Annotated in this window: 22 protein-coding genes and 2 pseudogenes; 19 read left to right on the plus strand and 5 right to left on the minus strand. The window is 66.1% G+C overall.

The genetic code is table 11. The features are described from left to right. Positions 1-3 precede the first annotated feature (3 nt). Positions 4-1416 carry an LLM class flavin-dependent oxidoreductase gene (locus CF68_RS22670; protein ID WP_035823142.1) on the plus strand — a complete coding sequence of 471 codons (1413 nt, stop codon included), beginning with the start codon at positions 4-6 and terminating at the stop codon, positions 1414-1416. Positions 1417-1646: 230 nt separating this feature from the next. After that, positions 1647-2921: an O-acetylhomoserine aminocarboxypropyltransferase/cysteine synthase family protein gene (locus CF68_RS22675; RefSeq protein WP_035823144.1), complete on the plus strand. Its 1275-nt coding sequence runs from the start codon at positions 1647-1649 to the stop codon at positions 2919-2921. 105 nt (positions 2922-3026) lie between these two features. On the opposite strand, the gene CF68_RS22680 is transcribed toward CF68_RS22675, so the two are convergent. Together CF68_RS22680 and CF68_RS22685 are read right to left on the minus strand one after the other, a co-directional pair. Continuing rightward, the gene (locus CF68_RS22680; protein WP_051591634.1) at positions 3027-3986 is read right to left on the minus strand and encodes a lysylphosphatidylglycerol synthase domain-containing protein; all 960 of its coding nucleotides are present in this window, start codon (positions 3984-3986) and stop codon (positions 3027-3029) included. Positions 3987-4271: 285 nt separating this feature from the next. After that, positions 4272-4619 (minus strand): hypothetical protein, encoded by a 348-nt coding sequence (locus tag CF68_RS22685; protein ID WP_035823146.1) that lies wholly within the window; start codon positions 4617-4619, stop codon positions 4272-4274. 184 nt (positions 4620-4803) lie between these two features. On the opposite strand from CF68_RS22685, the gene CF68_RS22690 reads away from it, so the two are divergent. The 7 genes from CF68_RS22690 (at position 4804) to CF68_RS36405 (ending at position 13658) form a co-directional block, all read left to right on the plus strand. Next, positions 4804-5625, plus strand: a complete 822-nt coding sequence (locus tag CF68_RS22690; RefSeq protein ID WP_035823148.1) for a MetQ/NlpA family ABC transporter substrate-binding protein — start codon at positions 4804-4806, stop codon at positions 5623-5625. A gap of 256 nt (positions 5626-5881) precedes the next feature. Continuing rightward, on the plus strand, positions 5882-6967 hold the full coding sequence (gene pdhA / locus CF68_RS22695; protein WP_035823149.1) for a pyruvate dehydrogenase (acetyl-transferring) E1 component subunit alpha: 1086 nt from the start codon (positions 5882-5884) through the stop codon (positions 6965-6967). Positions 6968-7012: 45 nt separating this feature from the next. Continuing rightward, entirely contained in the window at positions 7013-7990 is a 978-nt protein-coding gene (locus tag CF68_RS22700; protein WP_035823151.1) for an alpha-ketoacid dehydrogenase subunit beta, read from the plus strand. Positions 7991-8024: 34 nt separating this feature from the next. Beyond that, entirely contained in the window at positions 8025-9143 is a 1119-nt protein-coding gene (locus CF68_RS22705; protein WP_035823153.1) for a dihydrolipoamide acetyltransferase family protein, read from the plus strand. 477 nt (positions 9144-9620) lie between these two features. After that, entirely contained in the window at positions 9621-12128 is a 2508-nt protein-coding gene (locus CF68_RS22710) for a type VI secretion system Vgr family protein (protein WP_084187389.1), read from the plus strand. Positions 12129-12160: 32 nt separating this feature from the next. After that, a complete protein-coding gene (locus tag CF68_RS22715) occupies positions 12161-13015 on the plus strand; it encodes a DUF4123 domain-containing protein (protein WP_235205856.1) in 855 nt (284 codons plus the stop codon). Continuing rightward, positions 13002-13658 carry a DUF3304 domain-containing protein gene (locus CF68_RS36405; protein WP_235205857.1) on the plus strand — a complete coding sequence of 219 codons (657 nt, stop codon included), beginning with the start codon at positions 13002-13004 and terminating at the stop codon, positions 13656-13658. Before CF68_RS22715 ends, CF68_RS36405 begins: the two co-directional genes overlap by 14 nt. On the opposite strand, the pseudogene CF68_RS22725 reads toward CF68_RS36405, so the two are convergent. Beyond that, positions 13559-14297, minus strand: a pseudogene (locus tag CF68_RS22725) (transposase); the annotation flags it as partial. The gene CF68_RS36405 and the pseudogene CF68_RS22725 overlap by 100 nt on opposite strands. A gap of 137 nt (positions 14298-14434) precedes the next feature. Between CF68_RS22725 and CF68_RS22730 the strand changes: the two are divergent. From CF68_RS22730 to CF68_RS22740, 4 genes are all read left to right on the plus strand, one after another. Beyond that, positions 14435-15202, plus strand: a complete 768-nt coding sequence (locus tag CF68_RS22730; RefSeq protein ID WP_200872586.1) for a hypothetical protein — start codon at positions 14435-14437, stop codon at positions 15200-15202. 54 nt (positions 15203-15256) lie between these two features. Then, complete coding sequence (locus CF68_RS37170; protein WP_152548534.1) at positions 15257-15751, plus strand: hypothetical protein; 495 nt, start codon at positions 15257-15259, stop codon at positions 15749-15751. 3 nt (positions 15752-15754) lie between these two features. Continuing rightward, positions 15755-17059, plus strand: a complete 1305-nt coding sequence (tssL, locus tag CF68_RS22735; protein WP_035823158.1) for a type VI secretion system protein TssL, long form — start codon at positions 15755-15757, stop codon at positions 17057-17059. Between the two features lie 275 nt (positions 17060-17334). Next, positions 17335-17529 carry a hypothetical protein gene (locus CF68_RS22740; RefSeq protein WP_035823160.1) on the plus strand — a complete coding sequence of 65 codons (195 nt, stop codon included), beginning with the start codon at positions 17335-17337 and terminating at the stop codon, positions 17527-17529. A 1-nt stretch (position 17530) separates the two neighbouring features. Here the strand turns inward: CF68_RS22740 and CF68_RS22745 are convergent, their stop codons facing one another. Continuing rightward, positions 17531-19222: a SulP family inorganic anion transporter gene (locus tag CF68_RS22745; RefSeq protein WP_035823162.1), complete on the minus strand. Its 1692-nt coding sequence runs from the start codon at positions 19220-19222 to the stop codon at positions 17531-17533. 211 nt (positions 19223-19433) lie between these two features. Here CF68_RS22745 and CF68_RS22750 point away from each other — a divergent pair, with 211 nt between their 5' ends. Together CF68_RS22750 and CF68_RS22755 are read left to right on the plus strand one after the other, a co-directional pair. After that, positions 19434-19871 carry a universal stress protein gene (locus tag CF68_RS22750; RefSeq protein WP_035823164.1) on the plus strand — a complete coding sequence of 146 codons (438 nt, stop codon included), beginning with the start codon at positions 19434-19436 and terminating at the stop codon, positions 19869-19871. Positions 19872-19963: 92 nt separating this feature from the next. Beyond that, on the plus strand, positions 19964-20620 hold the full coding sequence (locus CF68_RS22755; RefSeq protein WP_013953840.1) for a peroxiredoxin: 657 nt from the start codon (positions 19964-19966) through the stop codon (positions 20618-20620). Positions 20621-20897: 277 nt separating this feature from the next. Here CF68_RS22755 and CF68_RS22760 read toward each other — a convergent pair whose 3' ends face one another. Continuing rightward, positions 20898-21866: a chemotaxis protein gene (locus CF68_RS22760; RefSeq protein WP_035823166.1), complete on the minus strand. Its 969-nt coding sequence runs from the start codon at positions 21864-21866 to the stop codon at positions 20898-20900. A 240-nt stretch (positions 21867-22106) separates the two neighbouring features. Between CF68_RS22760 and CF68_RS22765 the strand changes: the two genes are divergently transcribed. The 4 genes and pseudogenes from CF68_RS22765 (at position 22107) to CF68_RS22775 (ending at position 26469) form a co-directional block, all read left to right on the plus strand. Next, on the plus strand, positions 22107-22961 hold the full coding sequence (locus CF68_RS22765; protein ID WP_035823306.1) for a GntR family transcriptional regulator: 855 nt from the start codon (positions 22107-22109) through the stop codon (positions 22959-22961). Then, a pseudogene (locus tag CF68_RS22770) lies at positions 22958-24691 on the plus strand (fumarate reductase/succinate dehydrogenase flavoprotein subunit); the annotation flags it as partial. The gene CF68_RS22765 and the pseudogene CF68_RS22770, both read left to right, overlap by 4 nt. 69 nt (positions 24692-24760) lie before the next feature. Then, a complete protein-coding gene (locus tag CF68_RS39200; protein WP_010810893.1) occupies positions 24761-25006 on the plus strand; it encodes a ferredoxin family protein in 246 nt (81 codons plus the stop codon). Positions 25007-25047: 41 nt separating this feature from the next. Beyond that, positions 25048-26469 carry an ABC transporter substrate-binding protein gene (locus tag CF68_RS22775; protein ID WP_035823168.1) on the plus strand — a complete coding sequence of 474 codons (1422 nt, stop codon included), beginning with the start codon at positions 25048-25050 and terminating at the stop codon, positions 26467-26469. Positions 26470-26475: the final 6 nt, after the last annotated feature.

A 26475-nucleotide genomic window follows, 5' to 3' on the forward strand; every position in this document is an offset into this window, starting at 1 on the left:
TCGATGCCACAGCAAAAGCCGCCGCGCCAGCTGCATCTGGGCGCCTTTCTCCAGGCCACCGGGCACCATGTCGCCGGGTGGCGCCATCCGGGCGCGCAGGCCGATGCCGGGCGCAACCTGGCGCACTACATCGCGCTGGCGCAGCGCGCCGAGGCCGCGGGATTCGATGCGCTGTTCCTGGCGGACGGCGTCGCCATCCGCGGCATGGACGATGCCACCCTGCCGCGCACCGCGCGCGCCGCCACCTTCGACCCCCCCCCCCCGCCCCCCGCGCGCCCCGCCCCCTTCGAGCCGCTGACGCTGCTGTCGGCCCTGGCGGCGGTGACGCAGCGCATCGGCCTGGTGGCAACCGTCTCCACCACCTACAACGAGCCCTTTCACGTGGCGCGCAAGTTCGCCTCGCTCGACCACCTCAGCGGCGGTCGCGCGGGCTGGAACGTGGTGACGTCGTGGTCGGATGCCGAAGCACGCAACTTCAGCCTCGAACGTCATCCCGCGCACGCCGACCGCTACGCCCGCGCCGAAGAGTTCGTCGACGTGGTCACCGGGCTGTGGGACACCTGGGAGGACGATGCCTTCCTGTACGACAAGGACAGCGGCCGGCATTTCGATGCGGACAAGCTGCACACGCTGGACCATCGCGGCGCGCACTTCCAGGTGCGCGGGCCGCTCAACGTCCCGCGCCCGCCGCAGGGCCATCCGGTGATCGTGCAGGCCGGCTCGTCCGAGGCCGGGCAGGAGCTGGCGGCACGCACCGCCGAGGTCATCTTCACCGCGCAGCAGTCGCTGGCCGATGCGCAGGCCTTCTATCGCGGCCTGAAAGCGCGGCTCGCGCGCTATGGCCGCACGCCCGACCAGCTCAAGATCCTGCCTGGCGTGTTCCCGGTGGTGGGCCGCAGCGAGGCCGAGGCGCAGGAGAAATTCGAAGCGCTGCAAAGCCTGATCCATCCGTCGGTGGGGCTGGCCCTGCTGTCGCAGCACCTGGGCGGGATCGACCTGAGCGGCTATCCGCTGGACGGCCTGCTGCCCGACAACCTGGCCGAACCGAACGGCGCCAAGAGCCGCTTCCAGCTGGTTACCGGCCTGGCCCGGCGCGAGGGGCTCACCATCCGTCAGCTGTGCCTGCGCGTGGCCACCGCGCGCGGCCACTGGTCGATCCACGGCACGCCGCAGTCCATCGCCGACCAGCTGCAGCCGTGGTTCGAGAGCGAGGCCGCCGATGGCTTCAATGTCATGCCGCCCTGGCTGCCGGGCGGGCTCGATGACTTCATCGAACTGGTGCTGCCGGAACTGCGCCGGCGCGGGCTGTTCCGCGAGCGTTATACGGGCGCCACGCTGCGCGAGCACTTGGGGCTACGCCGGCCGGAGAACCTGCGCTGGCGGCAGGCCGAAGCGCCGCTCGCGGTCGGGGCATGACCCCTGCGCCGCGGCGCCGCGCATATCCAAATGCAATAAGTTTCCTTGCCTCGCGCGAGCGCCGTCGGCAACCATAGCGGCCACGCCGCAGGGGCGTGCGCGGGCCGGCTGGTACCATCGCACGGCCTGGTGCGCCCGCGCGGCGCACCGCTCGGCATGCCCGGCGCCATGGCAGGCACTGCCCCGGCGCGCCGGTCCGGCACCCAACAGCGAGAACAAGAGAGAAGAAGATGAGACTCGAAACCCTGGCCGTCCATGGCGGCTATTCGCCAGATCCCACCACGCGCGCGGTGGCCGTGCCCATCTACCAGACGGTGGCGTACGCCTTCGACAACGCCCAGCACGGCGCTGACCTGTTCGACCTGAAGGTGGCCGGCAATATCTACAGCCGCATCATGAACCCGACCAACGACGTGCTGGAGCAGCGCCTGGCCGCGCTCGAGGGCGGCGTGGGCGCGCTGGCGCTGGCGTCCGGCATGGCGGCGATCACGTACGCCATCCAGACCATTGCCGAGGCCGGCGACAACATCGTCTCGTCGAGCCAGCTCTATGGCGGCACCTACAACCTGCTGGCGCACACGCTGCCGCAGTCCGGCATCGAGACCCGCTTTGCCGATGGCCGCAACCCGGCCAGCTTCGGCGACCTGATCGACGCGCGCACCAAGGCCATCTTCGTGGAGTCGGTGGGCAACCCGCTCGGCAACGTGGTCGATATCGAAGCCATTGCGCGCGTGGCGCACAACCACGGCGTGCCGCTGATCGTCGACAACACGGTGCCGTCGCCCTACCTGTGCCGGCCGTTCGAGCATGGCGCGGACATCGTTGTGCATTCGCTGACCAAGTACCTGGGCGGCCATGGCAACAGCGTCGGCGGCGCCATCATCGACAGCGGCAAGTTCCCTTGGGCCAAGCACAAGGAGCGCTTCAAGCGCCTGAACGAGCCCGACGTGTCCTACCACGGCGTGGTCTATACCGAGGCGCTGGGCCCGGCCGCCTATATCGGCCGCGCGCGCGTGGTGCCGCTGCGCAATACCGGCGCGGCGCTGTCGCCGTTCAATGCCTTCCTGATCCTGCAGGGCATCGAGACCCTGGCGCTGCGGCTGGACCGCATCACCGAGAACGCGCTGGCGATCGCCCGCCACCTGCAGCAGCATGCCAAGGTGGACTGGGTCAACTTTGCCGGCCTGCCCGACCACGCCGACCACGCGCTGGTGCAGAAGTACCTGGGCGGGCGCGGTCCCGGCATCCTGTCGTTCGGCCTGAAGCAAGGCGGCCGCGAAGGCGGTGCGCGCTTCCTGGACGCGCTGCAGCTGTTCACGCGGCTGGTCAATATCGGCGATGCCAAGTCGCTGGCCACGCATCCCGCGTCGACCACACATCGGCAACTCAATGCGGATGAACTGAAGGCGGCTGGCGTCAGTGAGGACATGGTGCGGCTGTCGGTCGGCATCGAGCATATCGATGATCTGATCGAGGACCTGGATCGGGCGTTGGCGGCGGCTTGAGCCGAGGCTACAGACGTCAGAGCGACCCGCTGGTTTGCTCCCCTCTCCCGCTGGCGGGAGAGGGGCAGGGGGTGAGGGCAGGCGGTGGCATACCGCCAGCACAACCTACCCCCCACCACGCTTGCCGTGCGCCTCCAGCACAAAGTAGCCGATCGACCCGATCATCAGCGGAATCAGGTAATACATCGCGCGATACGCAATCAGCGCCGCCAGCAGCAGCCCGTGCGGCACCTGCCCGCCCAGCATCGTCAGGAACACGGTCTCGATCACGCCTAGGCCCCCCGGGACCCGTACCACCACCCCCGCCAGCCCCGACGCCAGCAACACCCCAAGCACCGTGAAGTACCCCGCGTGCGTATGCAGCAGCGAATACAGGATCGCCGCCATCGCCATCCAGTGGGCCGCCGACAAGAGGATTTGCAGCGCCGCGAAGCCCACCGACGGAACGTAGATATCATGGTCGCGCACGGTCCGGTGGCGGCCGTGCCAGGCGGCACAGGCAGCCAGGTAGGCAGCCGGCACCGCCAGCATCAGCGCGCCCAGCACCCGTGTCAGCGCCGCGGGAATACCCCACTCCGGCGGCAGCACCACCAACTGCGCCACCAGGATGCCCCCCGCCAGCAAGGCATAGCCGAGCCAGTTGCTGCTCACCACCACCACGAACAGGCTCCAGATCTGCGGCAGGGTCAGCCCGGCGCGCGTGTACAGGCGATAACGCACGCCCGCGCCCCCCAGCGTGGCCCCGAGGTTGAGGCTGAGCGTGTAGCTGACATAAGAGATCGCCATCACCCGCCGCGCCGGCAACGGGTGTCCGGCATAGTGGCAGCCGAGGCGGTCGAACTGGCTGTACAGCAAGCCGCTCAGCGCAACGAAGGCCGCCGCCGGCGCCAGCGTGCGGGCGTTGAAGCCGCGCAGCGCGGCCAGCACCGCGTCCCAGTCGATGGCGCCCAGCTTGCGCGCGATCAGCGCCAGCACCGCGGCAATGAACAGGATGCCGATGGCACGGCGCCACGCGGGCCAGTGCGCGTGCTGGCGGATGGCCGAGAAGGTCGTCGCGCCCATCATTGCGCGCCTCCCATCGTCGACGCGCGCGGCAAGGCCGGCCGCGGCAGGAATGTGCTGGAATGCAGGCCTGCGTGCGCCAGCCCGGCATGCAATTTCTGACCTGCGTCGGCTTCAAACAGGATAAAAGTTTCCGGCACTGCGCTTTCGCGCGCGCACGGGATCGCACCGAGCCCGCACGACAGGCGCCGCTCTGCGCCGTGTCCTGGCCGGCGGAAACGATTGGAGGCGGACTGCATCGCTGTCATGACCTGGGAAAGCCGCAAACACCGTGCCAGCGCCGCTCCGTCAACCACGGCGCCGCCAGCGCGCCAGGGCCGCGGCTGCCAGCGCACCGGCGGCAAGCCCGGCAATGAACACCGCGGCAGTGGTCCCCTCCCAGCCCGTCGCGGCGGCCGCATCTGCACGGCCCCGCGCAAGGGGCGCGAGCGACTGCCAGTCGGCAGCCGTGAACTGCGTCATCGCCTGCGCCCCGTCCAGGCCATACACGCAGATCTCCCCGCCCGGCAGCTTGCAGAAGCGCTCGCGCGGGCAGGCCTTGAGGATGGTCTGCGGGGCGCCCTCGCCGCAGCTGGCCCCGGCGCTGCGCAAGACCTGGATCGTGACTTCGGGATGCCGGGTAAGTTGTTCGGGCATGGCCGCCTCCAAAACGGGTGACGCTGTCCTTCAGCGTAGTGCAGCCAGGCGCCGGCGCCCTTATTCACCAGTGGCATATGACCATGCGGAATAACTCGTTCGCCTATTGCCTGCCTTTCCATACAATGAGCCGACGCCGCGGCGGGACGCTGCCGGCCTCCAACAACATAACGGGGAGCATCAGATGCAATACGGGAAAATCGGCTTGGTCGCACGGCTGACGGCAGCGGTGCTGGCACTGGGCGTGATTCAGGGTGCGGGCGCGGCCGATCCGGACAAGAAGGAAATCCGCTTCGGCGCAACCGCCGGCCCCTACGCCGACCAGATCCGCTATGGCGTGAAGCCGGTGCTGGAAAAGCGCGGCTACAAGGTCACCATCATTGAGTTCAGCGACTACGTGCAGCCCAACCTGGCGCTGGCCGACGGCGCCATCGACGCCAATGCGTTCCAACACGTGGCCTACCTGAAGAAGTTCTCGGCCGACCGCAAGCTGGCGCTGACCGACGTGATCCAGGTGCCGACCGCACCGATCGGCATCTACAGCCGCAAGCACAAGGGGCTGGCCGAGGTGAAGCCCGGCAATACCGTGTCGCTGCCGAACGATCCCACCAACCTGGCGCGCGCCATCGCCATCCTGCAGCAGATCGGCTGGGTCACGCTCAAGCCGGGCACCGACCCGATCCGCGCCAGCGAGCGCGACATCGACGCCAACCCGCACAAGCTCAAGCTGATCCAGCTGGAAGCCGCCCAGCTGCCGCGCTCGCTCGACGACGTGGACTATGCCTTCGTCAACGGCAACTATGCGCTCGCCTCGGGCCTGAAGCTGACCTCGGCGCTGGCGCTGGAAAAGATCCCCGACTACTACATGAACCTGGTCGCAGTGAAGACGGCGGACCTGAACAAGCCCTTCGTCAAGGACATCCGCGAAGCCTACGAGTCGGCGGAGTTCAAGGCCGTGACGCAGCAGCGTTTTGCGGGCTTCGTCCAGCCGCCGTACCAACGCTGAGCCACCGCGCTCTCGCCAGCAAGAAAGCGCCGCCAGGCGCTTTCTTGCGTTTGGGGGCCGCTGTCGCGCGCATTGTGCGCAGCAAGACAATTTTGCGCCGCGCGCGCCGCGCAAATGCCCTACACTCAAGCTCAAGTCCCCCGCGCCCAAAAAGCACGGCAGGGATCACAACGCGATCATTGCTGCGGATAGCTGCGAAGATCCTCGCGGCCGTCCCAGCGGATCCTGTCGAGACAACCGCATCGAGAGACCTGCCATGTCCACGGTTGCGCGCTTTGAGATCGGCTACACCCGCTACCTTGCCCCGCCGGGCGACACCTCCCCCCCCACTTCTCCTCCCCCACCCCTTGCCAGCAACCCCGACGCGCTGCTGCCGCTGTACCAGGCGATGGTGCTGACGCGCCAGTTCGACCTGAAAGCGATTGCGCTGCAGCGCACCGGCAAGATCGGCACCTTTGCCTCGGCACTCGGCCAGGAAGCCATCGGCGTGGGCGTGGCCTTTGCGATGCGGCCGGAAGACGTGCTGGTGCCCTCGTACCGCGATCACGCGGCACAGTTTGTGCGCGGCGTCACAATGACCGAGAGCCTGCTGTACTGGGGCGGCGACGAACGCGGCAGCGGCTTTGCGGCGGCGCCGCATGACTTTGCCAACTGCGTGCCGATCGGCACCCAGGTCTGCCACGCGGCCGGCGCCGCCTATGCGTTCCAGCTGCGCGCCGAGCCGCGCGTGGCGGTCTGCCTGCTGGGCGACGGCGGCACCTCCAAGGGCGATTTCTATGAGGGCATGAACATGGCCGGCGCGTGGCACGCGCCGCTGGTGATCGTGATCAACAACAACCAGTGGGCAATCTCGATGCCGCGCAGCGGCCAGACCGCGGCGCAGACGCTGGCGCAGAAGGCCATTGCAGCCGGCATCCCCGGCGAGCAGGTCGACGGCAACGACGTGGTCGCAGTGCGGCACCGCGTCGGCGAGGCCATCGCGCGCGCCCGCGCCGGCGGCGGCCCGGCGCTGATCGAGGCCATCACCTACCGCCTGGGCGACCACACCACCGCCGACGACGCCTCGCGCTACCGCGACGAGGCCAGCGTCAAGGCGCACTGGCAGGAAGAGCCGCTGCTGCGGCTGCGCACGCACCTGCTGGCGCTGCACGCGTGGGACGCGGCGCGCGAGGAAGCACTGGTCAAGGCCTGCTCGCAGCAGGTGGCGCAGGCCGTCGAGACTTACCTGGCCATGCCGCCGCCGGATCCGGCCGCGATGTTCGACTGCCTGTACGCGACCATGCCGGCCGAATTGCAGGCGCAGCTGGAGATTGCCCGGCGCTTCCCTGCGCCGCACGCCTAACCAGCGAACCCTGCGCCTCCACGTAGCGACCACAGCGAGCGAACCATGGCGGAAATCAATCTGGTCGAAGCAGTCAACCTGGCGCTGGCCCATGCGCTGGATCATGATCCCGATGTGCTGCTGCTGGGCGAGGATATCGGCGTCAATGGCGGCGTGTTCCGCGCCACCGCGGGCCTGCAGGCGCGCTTTGGCGCGGCGCGCGTCATGGATACCCCACTGGCCGAAGGCGGCATCGTCGGCGCGGCGATCGGCATGGCGGCAATGGGGCTCAAGCCCGTGGCCGAGATCCAGTTCACCGGCTTTATCTACCCGGCGGTCGACCACATCATCAACCACGCCGGACGCATGCGGCACCGCACGCGCGGGCGCCTGTCGTGTCCGATGGTGGTGCGCTCGCCGTGCGGTGCCGGCATCCATGCACCCGAGCATCATTCCGAAAGCCCGGAGGCGATGTTCGCGCATATGCCCGGCATCCGCGTGGTGGTGCCTTCCTCGCCCGCGCGCGCATACGGGCTGCTGCTGGCGGCCATCGCCGACCCGGACCCGGTCATCTTCCTCGAACCCACGCGGCTGTACCGCCTGTTCCGCCAGGAAGTGGCCGACGATGGCGCGGCGCTGCCGCTGGACACCTGCTTCACGCTGCGCGAAGGCAGCGACATCACGCTGGTGAGCTGGGGCGCGATGGTGCAGGAGACGCTCGCCGCCGCGGACGCACTGGCCGGCGAGGGCGTGACGGCCACGGTCATCGACGTGGCCACGCTCAAGCCGCTGGACATGCGGACCATCCTGGAATCGGTGACGCGCACGGGCCGCTGCGTGATCGTGCACGAGGCCCCGCGCACCGCCGGCTTCGGCGCCGAGATCGCGGCGCAGCTGGCCGACGCGGGCCTCTACTCACTGGCAGCGCCGGTGCAGCGCGTGACCGGCTTCGACACCGTGGTGCCGCTGGCGCGGCTGGAATACACCTACCTGCCTGGCGTCGCCCGCATCGTCGACGCGGCGCGCAAGGCGATGGCGGCATAACGCGGGAATTGCCGACGATAGGCAAGGAGTGCCGATGAGAGTCTTCAAGCTGCCCGACCTGGGCGAAGGCCTGCAGGAGGCCGAAATCGTGACCTGGCACGTCAAGGCCGGCGACACCGTGGCCGCGGACCAGCCGCTGCTGTCGGTGGAGACGGCCAAGGCCATCGTGGAAATCCCGTCGCCCTATGCCGGCACCATCGCCAAGCTGTTTGCGCAGCCCGGCGATATCGTCCACCTGGGCGCGCCGCTGGTCGGCGTCGAGGGTGCGGGCGAGGATGCCGACGCCGGCACCGTGGTGGGTTCGGTGCAGGTCGGCACGCACGTGGTCAATGAAGCCGCGCCCCCGGGCACCGCGGCACCCGCCGCGGCCATGGCGGCGCGCGTCAAGGCCACGCCGGCAGTGCGCGCGCTGGCGCGCCGGCTCGGGGTGGACCTGGCAATGGCCACGGCATCCGGCCCCGAGGGCGTGGTCACCGCCGCCGACGTGGAGCGGGTAGCCAGCACGCTGGCCGAGCTGGGCGCGCCGGAACAGCTGCGCGGCGTGCGCCGGGCGATGGCGCAGAACATGGCGCGTGCACAAGCCGAAGTGGCCGCCGCCACCGTCATGGACGACGCCGACATCCACGCCTGGCAGCGCGGCGCCGATGTCACCATCCGGCTGGTGCGCGCCCTGGTGGCCGGCTGCCGCGCCGAGCCCGGCCTCAATGCCTGGTACGAAGGCCAGACCGCCCGCCGCCACGTGCTGAAGAAGATCGACGTCGGCATCGCGGCGGACCTGCCTGAAGGCCTGTTCGTGCCCGTGCTGCGCGACGTCGGCAACCGCGATGCCGCAGACCTGCGCCACGGCCTGGACCGCATGCGCGCCGACATCCGCGCGCGCACCATCGCGCCGGAGGAGATGCGCGGCAACACCATCACGCTGTCCAACTTCGGCATGATCGCGGGGCGTTATGCCGCACCCATCGTGGTGCCGCCGACCGTGGCAATCCTGGGTGCGGGACGCGTGCGCGAGGAAGTGGTGGCGGCCGGCGGCGTGCCGGCGGTGCACCGGGTGATGCCGCTGAGCCTGACCTTTGACCATCGCGTGGTGACGGGTGGGGAGGCGGCGCGGTTTCTGGCGGCGGTGATTGCGGATCTGGAGATGGCGGTGTAAATCTGGCCGACAGCAGGCACACTGGCCGGCCGATAGCTGCTGAGAATGCTGCCACCCACCCTGGACGCCCCCTATTCCGCAAGACAGGATAGGGGGGAATTCGCCTGTCTCCCAGAGGAATCTTCTTATCTATCGACCGTTCCACGTCAACTATCTGGCCCGCCCTCAATCCGTCTGCATCGCCTGATTTCCTCAGCTCGGTAGAGCTTCGTTCTCAAATCTGATTTATGCAACACCTCGCCGCAGCGCATGATTTTTCCCAGGTGTCGCGAAGCATTTTTCCGCACGTCGGCATTCGTTCGTCCGTTCGCATCTGCCAATGAAAATCATTCAGATGAATTAAGATTTTCTTAATTATGATTTCAATAAAGACGATCCTTTTCTAGGAAACGTCTGATTTTCCGCCGGACACACCTTCCATATCATTCCCCATGTATTGATGCGTCCTTGATGCGGGCGCAGCAATTGCCTCGCAAAATGGGCAGTCGTTGGCTGCTTGCCGCAGCCACCAATCCATTTTCGCGGGTGCTTGCATGGGTAATCGTCGGCCATCCTTCATTTCGTACTGTCACCGTGTCCGGTGAGGGCCTCCCGGAGTTGCTGGGGCAGCCGCTGCTGGTGTTCTCCCGGCTGTCGGGCATCGAAGGCATCAATTCCCTATTTGCGTATGACTTGGAACTGAAGACCCCCGACTCCCGCAACGTCCTGTACGGCCCCGCAGGCGACTTCGACATGGAAGCCATGCAGGGCAAGGAGTTGACCGTCAGCATTGAGCTGGATGGCTCCGGCACTGGCCTGCCGGGCGGCTTCGGCCAAGGCAAGCGCGAGATTACCGGCCTCGTGACCGACGTGCGAGGACCATTCCACGAGAATGAGCGCATCCTCTATCGCCTGACCTTGCGCCCCTGGCTGTGGCTGGCGACGCTTACCAGCACCTTCAAGCGATACCAGAACATGAATGTCCTGGAAATCGTGGAAGCGGTGTTGAGCAACTATATCTTCCCGGTCGAGCGCCGCCTGCTGGATATCCAGTACCCCAAGCGCGAATATCAGTTGCAGGCCGGCGAGACAGATTACCAGTTCGTGCGGCGCCTGCTCGCAGAATGGGGAATTTCGTTCTTCTTCGAACATTCGAACGGCCATCATCGGATGGTCCTGACTGACGGCAACGGGGCTTTCCAGAACATCCCCAGCCCCGCGTATCACACCATCAGCTGGTATCCGTCCTCGGACCGCGTGGACGAGGAACACCTCTACCAGTTCGCGGCGCACGACCGCCTGGTTACCGGCAAATGGGCGCACGGCGACCACGACTTCAAGCAGCCGCGCGCCGACCTGAATGTGTCCGCCGACGACCCGCGCAACACCAGCCACGCGAGCTATGAACTGTACGCGTGGCCGGGCGACCACGCCGAACCCATGGCTGGTAGCGATGCCCGCGCGGAAGGCGACATGCTGGCGCGCATTCGCATGGAAGCGATCCGGCAGCACGGGCACCGCGTGCGCGGCAAGGGCAATGTCCGCTCCATGGCGGCAGGCCACACCTTTACGCTCTCGCGCTTCCTGCGCAAGAAAGCCAATTGCGAGTACCTGATTTTCGACACGCGCCTGCTGATCGAGGACGTGGGCGAATTCGCCGGCAGCGGCCAGCAATGGCGCTGCGAGGTCGAATTCGAGGCGCAGCCCACCCGCGAGATCTTCCGGCCCGAATGGGTCGAGAAGCCCTACATCGGCGGCACTCACATTGCGCGGGTCACGGGGCCGGCCAACCAGGAAATCTGGTGTGACAAATGGGGCCGGGTCCGCTGCGAGTTTTCCTGGGACCGCTACGGCAACAACGATGAGAACAGTTCCTGCTGGATTCGCGTGTCCAACTTTGCCTCGGGCGATCGCTTCGGCAACACGCACCTGCCACGCATCGGCCAGGAGGTCATTGTGGCCTATGTGGGCGGCGACCCGGACCGGCCCGTCATCGTCGGTGTGATCAACAACCAGCTCAATCTGCCGCCGTGGGACCTGCCGAGCCAGCTCGCCCTGTCCGGCTACCAGAGCAAGGAACTGTTCGGCGAAGGCCGCAACCAGACGCTCTACGACGACACGCAGGGCCAGCAGCAGGTGCAAGTCGCGTCGGACCATCAGAGCAGCCTGCTCGCGCTGGGCCACAACGTCCGCGTCAACGACTGGGAGGGGCGCAAGGACAAGCGCGGCGAAGGCTACGAATTGCGCACTGACGCACATGGTGCGCTGCGCGCCGCCCTTGGCCTGCTCATCACCACCTTCTCGCGCCTGAACGCCGAAGGCAACGCCATGAACGTGCGTGATGTCGTTCAGTTGCTGGAAAAGGCCCAAGACATTGCCGCCACCATGGGCGAGAAGGCCACCGAAGCCCAGGCGCAGGACGGCGAGCAGCCGGACATCGCGAAGAAGCTGGAGACGCAAAACGAGCAGATCAAGGGCGGTGGCGACCTGAAGGAGTTCACCGCCCCCCACCTGGTGTCGGCCAGCCCCGCCGGCATTGTTTCCACCGCTGCCGGTTCAACCCACATCGCCAGCTGCACAGACACCGCGCTAACTACCGGGGAACACCTGTCAATCACCACCGGCGGCGGGCTCTTTGCCAGCGTGCGCAAGGCGCTGCGCCTCTTCGCATACGAGGCGGGCATGAAACTGGTCGCCAACATGGGCGACATCGACCTGCATGCGCTGAAGAACAATATCAACCTGCTGGCGAAGCTGAAGATCACGGCCACAGCCGACGAGATTGTTATCCAGGCGAAGGAGAAGCTCCTGCTGGCAGGCGGCAGCAGCTACCTGCGCCTGGACGGCAACATCGAGCACGGCACCAACGGCAAGTTCACGGTCCACGCCGCCAGCAAGCTGCTGACGGGGCCGAACAGCATTCCGACCGAACTGAGCATCAGGCAGGTTTGCCTGGAATGCCTGCTGAAGGCGGCCAAGCGAAATACCGGCCTGCTGCTGCGCTGACAGGGGTGCCAATGACCGCGGAACGACACCCCGTGTACATCTACGCGCTGGCCGATGGCGCGCAGCACCCGTTGCTTATCGGCAACCTCATGCGCGAGGCCACCGAGCACCGCAACGTCTATGCCGGCCTGCCGGAGGAAGACGCCGGTGACGCCTCGCTGTTCCTAGCGCTGATTGCCGATGCCGGCGAGCCCTGGCTCACCAGGCTGGACGAACTCGACGTGCAGGCGCCTTGCATGACCCTGCTCTGGAGCCGAGTCGGCATCGATGCGCTTGCCGCGCACCTGCGCCATTTCCTGATCGCCGACCTTGGCGACGGCTTGAGCGCGATGGTGCGCTACTTCGACCCGCGCAACCTGCGCACGGTCATGAACCTATGGGGCGAGGACACGACACGCAAACTGATGGCCCCTATCCTGCAATGGAAGTATCGCGGTCACGAGCCCGAGTGGAAGCGTGTGGATGGTCCGCTAAACGGCCAGCAAGTCCAGACCGCACCGGTCGCCATCACGCTCGGCCAGCAGCAGGTGGATGATCTTGTCGCGCACTGCGAGCCAGATGAAATGCTGGCGGGCCTGATTGACGACGGCACTGTGCCCGGCGACGGCCCCTACCTGCCGCGCTTTCTGGATTTCATCGGACGTTACAAGCGCGTGGCGGCATGGCGGATCACCGAACCCGCCGACCGCGTGGGCTACTGCCAATACTCGTACCGCTATGGCGCGGACTTCGACCAGGACCCCGAGGTGCGTCGGGGGCTGGGAGAACGCTCGCGCGCGGGCAGCACCTTCGACGCCTGCATGGAACGCATTCCGGATTATGTGTGGAACCGCGTACTTGCCAGACAGGCCAATCAGAAAGCAGAGACCAACAATGAAAACAAGTAGCTTGAATTGGAAGCGCGCGCACCCATGGCTCACCGCCCTGATGCTGCTGGGCACGGTCGGCGCCATGTCCGCATGCTCGGGAGAGTCGCGTGCTGATCTGCCAGCCAATGCCTCTAGAGGCGCTAGCAAGGAAGTCATCTATGCGGGTGGCGTGCGCGGCCTGAACTACTCACCGGACTACATCCACAGTTTCAGCGTTAGCGGCCCGCGTGGTATGGAGGGGGGCGGGGGCAACATGATTCGCGCCGGCAAGGACGGGCCTGGTGAGGCTGGCGAGCGTTGCTGCATCGGCATTCCTCAGCCATGGCAGCCCGATACCAAGCTGGAAATCGAATGGGAGCTGGATCGGTCCCCCTATGACGGCGACATCCAGAACGGCTTGGAAGCAATGCGTGCAACGGTCACAGTACCGCCATATGGGCCGGAGACCTATGGTTTTTGGGCGATCTTCCTACCGGGAGATCGCGGCGCGCGTCAAGGCAGTTGTCGCCTCATTCATGCAGCCAAACGCTGTTTTTCTGCGCCTAGCTTGATACTGTTGGGCACGGCAATCTCGCGCTCCGGATTGAGCGTGACCGTGTCGATTGGCGACCAGTCTCGCGTGTCGCATGTCCAGCGACGCGGGTTGCGCTCACGGGCCTGAACATACAGCGCGTGGCGCGCGGCCAGAATCTTGTCGTCTTGTCCGGCGTGGCGCTGTGCCGGGCTCACGTAGCGGATGCCGCTGTGCCGGTGCTCATGGTTGTACCAGTGGACGAAGTGCGCCGCCCAGGTGCGCGCCGCGGCCAGATCGGCAAAGCCCGTGGACGGGAACTCGGGTCTGTACTTGGCCTGTGCGGAACAGGCTCTCCACAAAGGCGTTATCGTCGCTCACGCGTGGGCGCGAATACGAGGGCTTGACGCCCAGCCAGTGCAACATCGCCAGCACCGTGGTGGCCTTGAGCGTAGCACCATTGTCCCCGTGCAGCACCGGCTTGGTCGCCATGGCGTGAATACCCTCGGCCAGCGCCGTGCGCTTGACCAGATGCGCCGCGTGGTTGGCGCCGTCCCGATCGTGGACCTCGAAGCCCACGATCTTGCGGCTGTACACGTCCAGGATGAGGTACAGATAAAACCAGCGCCCAGCGACCTCGGCCGGCAGGTAGGTCATGTCCCAGCACCACAGTTGGCGCGGCCCCGTTGCCACGTGCGTGGTGGGCGGACGGCTTTGGCGCGGCGCCTTGGCACGCCCCCGATGCCGGGTCTGCCCATGGGCGCGCAGCACCCGACCGAAGCTCGATTCGCCTTGACCTCGAAACCGAAAGGCGCAAGCAGAACGATCCCGAGCTTCTGCGGCTACGCAAAGAGAAGTCCGAGCTATGTATCCAGGCTGCGCGGCTGCAAGCGTACTCCGGACAGCGCCAGGCGATTCCTCAGAAAATGGATGACATGAAGGAAATGGCCGCCATCCGAGCCAAAGCGGCGGCAAATGAAGCGGCCATTGCCAAGCGCGAGTGGGACATCATGTCGGAAGCTGCCGGGAAGGACCCTGCGGAACGCCGCGCCGGGGAAGGCGCTGACGAACTTGTCACCAATGACCGGACCGACTTGCTGGAGGCAGCGGAAGAATTCCAACTGCTGTTGGGCTTCCTTCATCCGGAGCAGCAGGCCAGTTTGAACGTGCGCAAAGAGTCTGTCATGCGCCTGTTCGGCCTCGACGACGCTGGCAAGGGAGCTGCTACCGGCGCTCCCGGTGGAATAGTCGGTGCAGTCGTCGGTTCCATTGGTGGCGCCGTTGGCGGCACCATCAAGAAGTCTGGCGAACATCTTGCGGTGCCCCGCGCGGATCGCGCGAAAGCGGATTCACCCAACGTTGTGCTTGTGGACCCCGATGCGCTGGTTTCCACCGCCGCCCTCCGGTTCTATTACGCCATCGATGATGTGCTGGTCAAGCCGGCTCCGGAGATGATTTCCTATCTGACCGCGACCACTGCCCCGAAAGCGGTAGACGAGTTTGCTCTGCGCGAGAAGGCGGCCATCGAACTGTTTGACAACTACATCCACGACAGCCGCGCTTGGTTCCGCGTACCGAATTTCCATGAATACGCGCCAGGCGGGTACGGTTGGGCTCGCAGCTTCTTTGTCGGCGGCGACCAAAAGATCCAGTACCTCGGCATGACGGGCAGTGCGCAAAAACGTGCGGCCTGACAACAGCCCGTTCGCGTTCCACAGAATCCAATCCATCAACCTTGAAAACCACGTATGAACTACGCGAAAACGATGCGGAACTGGAAAAAAATCATTGGCTACGGCCTTGTTGGAGTGCTGTTCGGCGCTGCGCTGGCGCTTGGCTTAGAAGCTGCTGGCGATGCCGCATGTCGAGCCGGTATCGACCGCTGGATGGTTATCCGAGCCTACGCCGAATGGCTGACGCTTATATGCGCGTTCATAGGAATCCTGATTGCCATTCTACCCGAGAGGAAGAGCCCGCCAACTTTATATAGCACAATAGGAGCATTGATTGGCGCATTAATATATCTTTCGTGGTTAATATTCAAAATAATATTAATCTGGGTGTTAGATTCAAAATTATGGATGGATATAGCTGAAAATTATCTTGTTCCATCCGCTCGGCTCTTTGACTTTCTATTTGCTCCTCCCGTCTATTTGGGAATACCTTGCTATGCATTAATTGGATTTCTACTTGGAAGCCTTCGAAGCAGGCATCTCGATAAATCGCGTGTAAGCACGAGGTAAAGCATGACAGCGTGGCTGAACAAGGACGATCCCGCGCCAAAGCCGAAGCCGCCGGCGCAAGGTTCCACCGCCAGGCAGGCGGTGACAGGGCAGGAAAGGCAGGAGCCCATCGCGGCGCCGCTGCCCGCCGGAAAATCCATCGAGGCCCGGGTCGCGGAAATTGCTGGCGCGCGAAATCCACTGTACGAAGCCGCCAGACGGTTACTGCGCGCACTCGCTGAAATCCCGGCAAAGATGGAAGAGCGCGGCGAGGTGGAGCGGCTGCGTGCTCTGCTGGAACAGGAACTGCGGGATTTCCAGGCGATTTGCGACCGGCTGAACATCGACCGCAAGCACACCACCGCCGCGCATTACGCGCTGTGCACGGCGCTGGATGAGGCGGTCAGCCACACCGAATGGGGCGGTGGCAATGCGGATTCGCTCGGCGCATGGCCGGGCAGTGCTCTCGCCTCGACCTTCCATCAGGACCGCCAGGGCGGCACCAAGGTGTTCCAGATCCTGGGCCGTCTGGTGGAATCAGTGCCCGAGAACATTGGCACCATCGAGGTCTACTACCTCATCCTCTCACTGGGCTTTCAGGGGCGGTATCGCGGACTGGCGGACGGCGGCCTGCAGTTGCGCACGCTCCGGGGTCGCCTGCTCGATATGCTCAACAAGCATTACGGCCCGGTGCCCAAGGAACTGTCCCCGCACTGCGAACCGGCCCCACCCGGCCGCTTCCATCACCTGCGCGGCGTTCCCGTCTGGATGAGCTGGGTATTGGCGGCGCTGGTTCTGGCCGGCCTGGCCGGCTGGTACAAATACCAGTTGCTTCTCAAGGAGCACGACCTGACGCAGCAGATCGCTGCCATCGGTAATCTGACGCCGCCACCGGCACCGAAGGCGCTGCGCCTGGCCGAACTGCTCAAGGACGAGATTGCGCGCGGTGTGGTGGCGGTCAAGGACGACGACCGCCGCAGCACCGTGGTGTTCCGGGGCGACGCCGTGTTCGGCGCGGGTCAGGCCGAAATCAACGCGACGCTAATGCCGGCGCTTAACAAGGTGGCGTCCGAGATCAACAAGGTCGAAGGCAAGGTGCAGGTCATCGGCCACAGCGACAACCAGCCGATCAAGAGCGCGCGGTTCCCGTCCAACCAGGCGTTGTCGGAAGAGCGCGCCGCCATGGTCAGCGAATACCTCGCCGGCAATGGCGTTGCCAAGGGCCGCCTCGAAGCCATCGGCAAGGGCGACAGCGAGCCCATTACCGATAACCAGACCCCCGCCGCACGTGCCGCGAACCGGCGCGTGGAAGTGGTGGTGACCCGGTAACGCAGGGGCCACGCCAATGTCAGGAATACTCATCAGGAAGGGCGACGCGGGCCAGCCGATGGCCCGACTGCCACTCCTGCCCGCCGTTGAACCCCGCTGCCTGTGGCAGTTGTCGGTAGCCGGCTGGTGCCACGGGGGGATTTCCTGTAAGCCGCTCCAGATAAGGCTTTGGTTTGTGAGGGGAGAAAACCGCTGGCCTCGGCACTGTTTTGCCCTGTATATAATGCCCATCCAATCGCCGCCGCCATCACCGGCCGGGACAGCCGGACACCCTCATGGAATCCAAGACCGCCCGCCTTACCATCCTGATCGATCCGGTCAAGAAAAAGGCCTTTGAAACCCTGTGCGCCTCGCAGGACCTGACACCGTCGCAGGTCGTGCGCCAGCTGATCCGCGAATACCTGGCCCAGCATGGCGTGGAATACGCCACCAAGGCCAAGCCTGCGGGCAGCGCACGGCAGAAGAAGTAACTCAGCGCGGGGCGTCGCCCTCGCCTGCGCCTTCGCCTTCGCCTGCCAGCTCGCTGCAGCGCTGTACCGCCTGCGCCAGCGAATCCACGTAGTTGCCCTCCCCCAGCGCCGCCAGCACGCCCGCGCGCGCCAGCTTTTCCCTGACCCGCTCGTTGGCTTCGGCCAGCACCACCGCTACGCCGCGTTTCTGCAGCGTCACGATCACGGCCTCAAGCGTCTGCAGTCCGGTCATGTCCATGAAGGGCACGCGGCCCAGGCGGATCAGCAGCACGCGCGGCTCGGTATGGGTCTGCACCAGTGCGCGCTCGCAGGCTTCGACGGCGCCAAAGAAGAAGGGGCCGTCGATTGCGTAGACCAGCACGTCCGGCGGCATCCGCGCGGGCAGGCCGGCGCCGGTATCGCCCAGTTCGCGCGCCAGGTCCACGGCATCCTGGCGCGCCACCTCCACTGACGCCGACATGCGCCGCAGGAACTGCAGCATGGCCAGGATCACGCCGATATTGACCGCCACCACCAGGTCGGTCAGCACGGTCAGGGTGAAGGTGATCAGCAGGATAGCCACGTCGGCGCGCGGCGCGCGGCGGACCATGCGCGCGAACTGGCGCCCCTCGCTCATGTTGTAGGCCACCACGAACAGGATCGCGGCCAGCGTCGCCAGCGGCACGCTGGCCGCGAGCGGCGCCAGGACCAGCAACACCATCACCAGCGTGAGCGCATGCACCACGCCGGCCAGCGGGCTGTTGCCGCCATTGCGGATATTGGTGGCGGTGCGGGCGATGGCGCCGGTGGCGGCAAACCCGCCGAACAGCGGCGCCAGGATATTGGCGATGCCCTGGCCGACCAGCTCCTGGTTGGAATCGTGCCGCGTGCCCGCCATGCCGTCGGCCACCACCGCGGACAGCAATGACTCGATCGCGCCCAGCATGGCGATGGTGAAGGCCGGCCCGGCCAGCTCCAGCACGCGCGCCAGCGTGATGTCCGGCAGCGCGGGCACGGGCAGCCCGCGCGGCAGGCCGCCAAAGGCGGTGCCGATGGTGGCGACGCCGTCAAAGCGGAACAGCGCCTGCACCGCGGTGGCCACCAGCAGCGCCACCAGCGGCCCGGGAATGCGCCGCAGCCAGCGCACGCGCGGCGCGCCCACGACCAGCGCCAGGCTGCCCAGCGCCAGCGCGGTGGTGGCCGGGTGCCATTGCGGCAGCGCCTGCAGCAGGTGCCAGAGTTTTTCGTGGAAATGCTCGCCGGCGACCGGCGGCAGGCCAAAGAAATCGCGCCACTGGCCGACAAAGATGATCACGCCGATGCCAGCCGTGAAGCCGACGATCACCGGCGCGGGAATGAACCGGATCACGCTGCCCAGCCGCGTCAGCCCCATCGCCAGCAGGATCAGCCCCGCCATCAGGGTGGCGATCTGCAGGCCGTCGATGCCGTGGCGCGCGGTCACGGCGGACAGCACCACGATAAACGCGCCGGTGGGCCCCGCGATCTGCAGCCGGCTGCCGCCGAACAGCGACACCGCCAGCCCGGCGACGATGGCCGTGTACAGGCCCTGCTCCGGCTTGGCGCCCGACGCGATCGCAAATGCCATGGCCAGCGGCAGCGCCACCACCCCGACGATCACGCCCGACACGATGTTCGGCAGCCAGTTGCCGCGTCGGAACAGTCCGGCCAGCCAAGCTTCGCGCAGCGCGATCATGCGTCAATCCCTCGGGTTCGTGCAGGATGATGATGGTGCATTGGATGATAACAGCATGTTAATTCCCGCCGGCTTGCTGCTGGCGCCGTGATATTCGCCACGTCTGCCCTGTCGCTTATGCCACTCAATTCCTATACTGGATTGGCTCGCCCGGGCGTACGGGGTATGGGCCCAGGCGGACGCGGCAATCTTCTGCAATCGGAGGCCCATCATGTTCAAGCACCTCCTTGTGCCTACCGACGGCTCCGCACGCGCCGACGCGATGGCGGCCCGCGCCATGGCCTTTGCCAGCCGCATCGGCGCCCGCGTGACCGGGCTGCATGTGATTCCCGAGTACCACGTACTGACCTACCGGCTGACCAGCCTGCAGGACACCAAGGACACCTTTGCCGCAGAAGCAGCGCGCCACGCGGATACCTTCCTGGCCACGCTCAGCCACACCGCGGCGCAGGCCGGCGTGGCCTGCGAGACCGTCACCGCCACCGACGACCATCCCTGGCAGGCCATCATCCAGTGCGCGCAGCAGCGCGACTGCGACCTGATCGTGATGTCGTCGCATGGCAAGCGCGGGCTGCAGGCGCTGCTGATCGGCAGCGAGACCCACAAGGTCCTGACCCACAGCACGATCCCGGTGCTGGTCTTCCGCTAGGCGGCCGGGCGAACAACGAGACAGCGGGATAGCGGGCAACAGTGCGCGGCGACGCGCGTTTCCAAACCACGCCAACTGCAAGGAGCGCAACCATGGCGATTCGACTGGGCGAGCAAGCCCCTGATTTCACCGCCGACACCACGGAAGGCAAGATCAGCTTCCATGAGTGGATCGGCGACAACTGGGCCATCCTGTTCTCGCATCCCAAGGACTTCACGCCGGTGTGCACCACCGAACTGGGCTATATGGCCGGGCTCAAGCCCGAGTTCGACAAGCGCAATACCAAGATCATCGGCCTGAGCATCGACCCGGTCGGCGACCACCAGCGCTGGGCCAAGGACATCGAGGAAACGCAAGGCCATGCGATCAACTATCCGATGATCGGCGATGCCGACCTGACCGTGGCCAAGCTCTACGACATGATCCACCCCGAGGCCAGCGGCAGCGGCCCGCGCACGGCGGTAGACAACGCCACCATCCGCTCGGTGTTCATCATCGGCCCGGACAAGAAGGTCAAGGCCATGCTGGTGTACCCGATGAGCGCCGGGCGCAATTTCGACGAGGTGCTGCGCCTGCTGGATTCGCTGCAGCTCAATGCCAAGCACACCGTGGCCACGCCGGTGAACTGGAAGCCGGGCGAGGACGTCATCATCCCGACTTCGGTCTCGGACGAGGATGCAAAGAAGAAGTACCCGCAGGGCTTCAAGACCCTGAAGCCCTACCTGCGCACGGTGGAGCAACCCAAATAAGGGGGAGCGAGGAGCGCCAGCACCAGGGAGTGCGGCCAGGCGTGGAGGTCACGCCGGCCGCCGTCGGGCCTTCCGGTCAGTCACGGCCGGGAGGCCCGACTTGTCCACAGGAACTATCCACAGCTTCAGTGGATATCCCCCCTCTTGACAACCGCAAAGGGCGCGCCGGTGCTGGAATTCACTGGAGTGCCCGTTTTATAGGCAACCCGCCGGGCTACGGGAATGGTTGCGGGCGTTCGAATTTTGTGCCTGTTGCGATTCTTCCGCCACCAGGCGCTCAGCGCGTCAGCACCTCGCGGATGGTGTCGGCCAGTTCCTTGGCCACGAATTTCGCCACATAGGCGTCCGCGCCCACCTTGCGCACATGCTCCTCGCTGGCCTCCCCCGACAGTGACGAGTGAATCACCACCGGCAGCGACTTCAGCCGGATGTCCGCCTTGATCTTGCGGGTCAGGGTGAAACCGTCCATCTCCGGCATCTCCAGGTCGGTCAGCACCAGCGCCACCTCGTCCTGCACTGACCTGCCATGGCTGGCCGCCTCGTCGGCGATGCGGTCGAGCAGCTCCCACGCCTCCTTGCCGGACTTGGTCATCACCACCGGCGCGCCCAGCGCCTTCAGCCCCTGCTCGATCAGGCCGCGCGCCAGTGCCGAATCGTCGGCGGCAATGACCTTGGCGCCCGGGCGCAGGCCCAACTGCGGGCCGACCGTGCCCGGGTCCACGTCCGGCTGCCGCGTCGGCAGCACATCGCGCAGGATCTGCTCGACGTCCAGCACCTGCACCAGCCGCGACGGGTCCGTGCCCCCCGCGGAATCCCCATCCAGCTTGGCGATGCTGGTGACGTGGCCGGTCCGCACGCTGGCCTCGGCCGAATGCACCTGGTTCCACTCCAGGCGCACGATTTCCTCCACTGCCTCCACCGCGAAGCCCTGCGTCGAACGTGCATATTCCGTCACCAGCAGGATGCCCAGGCCGCTGCGCGGCTTGCAGCCCACCAGGCGGGGCAGGTCGATCACCGGAATCACCTGGCCGCGGATATCCGCCATGCCCAGGATCGACGGGTCGGCCCCCACCACGGTCGTCACGTGCGGCATCACCAGGATCTCGCGCACCTTGAAGACATTGATCCCGAACAGCTCCGTCTGGCCTGAATGCTCGGCTTCGCCAAGCCGGAACAGCAGCAGCTCGAACTGGTTGTTGTTGGTCAGGTTGGTCCGTTCGTCGATGTCCCTCATGGAACTGCTCATGCTGCGCTCCCGTGCCGTGCGTGTGGTATTTGCCGCCGTCGTTGTCATCTGCCTGCGGCCGCGGCGGATGGCGGACGGCAGGGTTCATGACTGGATATCGGCGCGGGGCAACGGGAGTTGAGCGGCCCACGCAGGCATGTTCGGATTTCATCCTTGCATATCCGGATTGCTTCGTTCCTCCGGCACAGCGTCGTCCATATAGTGGTTCCCAACTTGTCATAACACGCTATGTCGATCCCCATGACGACCCGGACCAACGTGGTATCCGTCCCCGCCGCCGCAGCCATGCCGGCACTGATCCCGCTGCCGCTTTACACGCAGATCAAGGACGCCTTGCGCGCCCGCATCCTGGACGGCACCTATCCGCCGCACCACCAGATGCCGTCGGAAAGCGAGCTGGGCGAGCGCTTTCGCGCCAGCCGCATCACCGTGCGCCAGGCGCTGGGCGACCTGCAGAAGGAGGGGCTGATCTTCAAGATCCATGGCAAGGGCACCTTCGTCTCCAAGCCCCGCGCCTTCCAGAACGTGACCTCGCTGCAAGGCTTTGCCGAAGCCATGTCGAACATGGGCTACGAGATCCTGAACCAGGTACGCAGCTGCAAATGCGTACCTGCCAGCCGTCACGTTGCCACGCAGCTGCGGCTGCGCGAAGGCGATCCGGTGGTGGAAATCCGGCGCGTGCGCCTGCTCAACCGCGAGCCGGTGTCGCTGGAGCTGACCTGGGTGCCCGAGGCCGTCGGCCGCCGCCTGCTCAATGCCGACCTGGCCATGCGCGACATCTTCCTGATCCTGGAAAACGACTGTGGCGTGAAGCTCGGCCATGCCGACCTGAGTGTCGACGCCATCCTCGCCGACGACGACCTGACCCAGGCCCTGCGCATCCAGGAAGGCGCGCCGGTGCTGCGCATCGAACGCCTGACCCATGACGCGCAAGGCACGCCGATCGATTACGAGTTTCTCTACTTCCGCGGCGACGCGTTCCAGTACCGGCTGCGCGCAGACCGGCACAAGACCGCGCCAGCCACCAGCGTCACCAACCCGGCCGGCCGCGCACGGCCCCGCAAACCAGCCAGCAAGGCGAAGCCCTCCGCATGAATACCCTGACTCACGAATACGACATCGTTGTCGTCGGCGGCGGCACCGCCGGCCCGATGGCCGCGATCAAGGCCAAGGAACGCAACCCCGCGCTGCGCGTGCTGCTGCTCGACAAGGCGCACGTCAAGCGCAGCGGCGCCATCTCGATGGGCATGGACGGGCTGAACAATGCCGTGATTCCCGGCCACGCCACGCCCGAGCAGTACACCCGCGAGATCACCGTGGCCAACGACGGCATCGTCGACCAGTCCACCGTTTATGCCTACGCGCGCCACAGCTTTGCCACCATCGAGCAGCTGGATCGCTGGGGCGTCAGGTTCGAGAAGGACGAGACTGGCGACTACGCAGTGAAGAAGGTCCATCACATGGGCTCCTATGTGCTGCCGATGCCGGAAGGACACAACGTCAAGAAGGTGCTGTACCGCCAGCTCAAGCGCGCGCGGGTGGAGATCACCAACCGCATCGTCGCCACGCGCGTGCTGACCGACGCCAGCGGCGCCGCCAGCGGCGTGATGGGCTTCGACTGCCGCACCGCGGACTTCCACGTGATCCGCGCGCGCGCCGTGATCCTGTGCTGCGGCGCAGCCGGCCGCCTGGGCCTGCCCGCTTCCGGCTACCTGATGGGCACCTACGAGAACCCGACCAATGCCGGCGACGGCTATGCCATGGCCTATCACGCCGGCGCGGCGCTGGCCAACCTGGAGTGCTTCCAGATCAATCCGCTGATCAAGGACTACAACGGCCCGGCCTGCGCCTACGTGACCGGCCCGCTGGGCGGCTATACCGCCAACGGCAAGGGCGAGCGCTTTATCGAATGCGACTACTGGAGCGGCCAGATGATGTGGGAGTTCTACCAGGAGCTCCAGGGCGGCAACGGCCCGGTGTTCCTGAAGCTGGACCACCTGGCGGAAGAAACCATCCAGACCATCGAGACGATCCTGCACACCAACGAACGGCCCAGCCGCGGTCAGTTCCACGCCGGGCGCGGCACCGACTACCGCAGGCAGATGGTGGAGATGCATATCTCGGAGATCGGCTTCTGCAGCGGCCACAGCGCTTCCGGCGTGCATGTGAACGAGCGCGCCGAGACCACCGTGCCGGGCCTGTACGCAGCCGGCGACATGGCCGCCGTGCCGCACAACTACATGCTGGGCGCCTTCACCTATGGCTGGTTTGCCGGGCACAACGCGGCCGACTACGTCGCCGGCCGCGGCCTGCCTGAAGCCGATGCGGCCCAGGTCGAGGCGGAGCGCGCGCGCGTGTTCGCACCGCTGGCGCGCGAGAGTGGCCTGCCGCCCGCCCAGGTGGAATACAAGCTGCGCCGCATGGTCAACGACTACCTGCAGCCGCCCAAGGTCACACGCAAGATGGAAATCGGCCTGCAGCGCTTTGACGCGATCGCCGAGGACATCGGCCAGATCCGCGCCGCCAATCCGCACGAGCTGATGCGTGCGGTCGAGGTGATGGCGATCCGCGACTGCGCGGAGATGGCGGCACGTGCTTCCCTGTTCCGCACCGAGAGCCGCTGGGGTCTCTACCACCATCGCGTCGACTATCCGCAGCGCAATGATGCGGACTGGTTCTGCCATACGCACCTGAGCAAGGATGAAGCCGGGCGCATGGTCAGCCACAAGCGCGCGATCGAACCGTACATCGTCCCGGTGGCAGGCGACGACGCCACCGCCTACCAGCGGCTGGGGGGCCGCCCCCGGCNCTGCGCGTCAGCCGCGGCCAGGCCGCCGCCACGGCCGCCACTGCCGAACCCGCCACCCTGGCTGCCGCCTGAAGGAACCCACGCCATGGCCTACACCCCGCATGAGATTGCCCAGCGCAGCAGCGCGCCGGTCACCATCGATGAAGACAAGTGCATTGCCGACAAGGGCTGCACGGTCTGCGTCGATGTCTGCCCGATGGACCTGCTGGCCATCGACCTGACCAAAGGCAAGGCATTCATGCAGTTCGACGAGTGCTGGTACTGCATGCCCTGCGAGAAGGATTGCCCGACGGGCGCGGTCAGGGTCGAGATCCCGTACCTGCTGCGTTGATTGCCCCCGCTTCATGACAACAGCACCACAGAGATAACCCCATGAAAGCCTCCACCAGCATCCACCTGCTCCTGGCACTGGCCGCCGCCAGCCTGGCCGGCACGGCCAGTGCCGAAACCATCCGCGTTGCCATCGGCACGCAGGACACCACCATCAACTGCGCCACCGGCGGCCTGCTGATCCGCGAACTGAAGCTGCTCGACAAGTACCTGCCCCGCACCGGCAAGTACAAGGACGTCACCTACGACGTGCAATGGAAGAACTTCACCTCCGGCCCGCCGCTGACCAACGAGATAGTGGCCGACAAGCTGGATATCGGCGCCATGGCGGATTTCCCCGGCTCGCTCAATGCCGCGGCCTTCCAGAAGGCCGGCAAGAAGAGCCTGTTCATCGCGCCGCTGTCGGGCAACGCGATCGGCACTGGCAACGGCATCGTGGTGCCAGCGGACTCTCCGGTACAGTCGCTGGCGGAGCTCAAGGGCAAGACCATCTCGGTGCCGTTCGGCTCCACCGCGCACGGCATGCTGCTGCGCGCGATCAAGCGCCAGGGCTGGGACCCGGACAAGGACGTGACCCTGGTGTCGCAGTCGCCCGAGGTCGGCGGCTCGGCGCTGCAGGCACACAAGGTGGACGGCCATGCCAACTTCGTGCCATTCCCCGAGCTCTTTGTCTTCCGCGGCTTTGCCCGCAAGATCTATGACGGCGCCCAGGCCGAGGCACCTACCTTCCACGGCGCACTGGTGAACGCGGAGTACGCGCAGAAGTACCCGGAGATCGTGGTGGCCTACCTGCGCGCCGCGATCGAGGCCGATCGCCTGATGGCGGCGGAGCCCGAGAAATACAGCGAGCTGATTGCCCGGGTGACCGGCATCGACGCCGAGGTGGACTACCTGTTCCATGGCCCGCTCGGCCTGCAGAACCGCGACTACACCTGGAAGCCGGAGTACCGCCAGGCGCTGCAGACCTCGATCGAGACGCTGAAGCTGCTCAAGCGCACCGATGCCGACCTCAGCGCCGACACTGTGATCGACGAGCGCTACATCCGCGAAGCCTTCAGGCTGGAGGGCCTGGACTATGAAGCGCGCCTGAAGTCCTACGACAAACAGCCCCTCGCGGCGAAGGACGCGGGCAGCGGCAAGCCCATCGCCGAACCGAAGCTGGCCACGCAGCTGTGGCTGCGGGGCGAGTCCAGGGTGCGCGCCTATGCCTCGCCGGCAGCAGCATTCGCCGCGCTCAGGCAGGCTGCAAAAGAGGGCAAGCAGGCGCGCGTGCTGTATGTGCATGACCGCAATACCGGCCTGAAGCTGCTGGCCAGCAAGGCGTGGTACGTGCAGGACGGCAAGGGGCAAGTGAGCGCCTTCCTGCTCAAGGGCTCCGCGGATGGCTGGGCGAAGGCCAATGGCGGCAACGTGCGGGACTTTGCCGCAGTCAGCGGCGCCGCGGTCGCCGTGGCCAGCAACTGACGCGGA

Origin of the sequence: Cupriavidus sp. SK-4 (assembly GCF_000611125.1) — a bacterium.
GTDB lineage: Bacteria > Pseudomonadota > Gammaproteobacteria > Burkholderiales > Burkholderiaceae > Cupriavidus > Cupriavidus necator.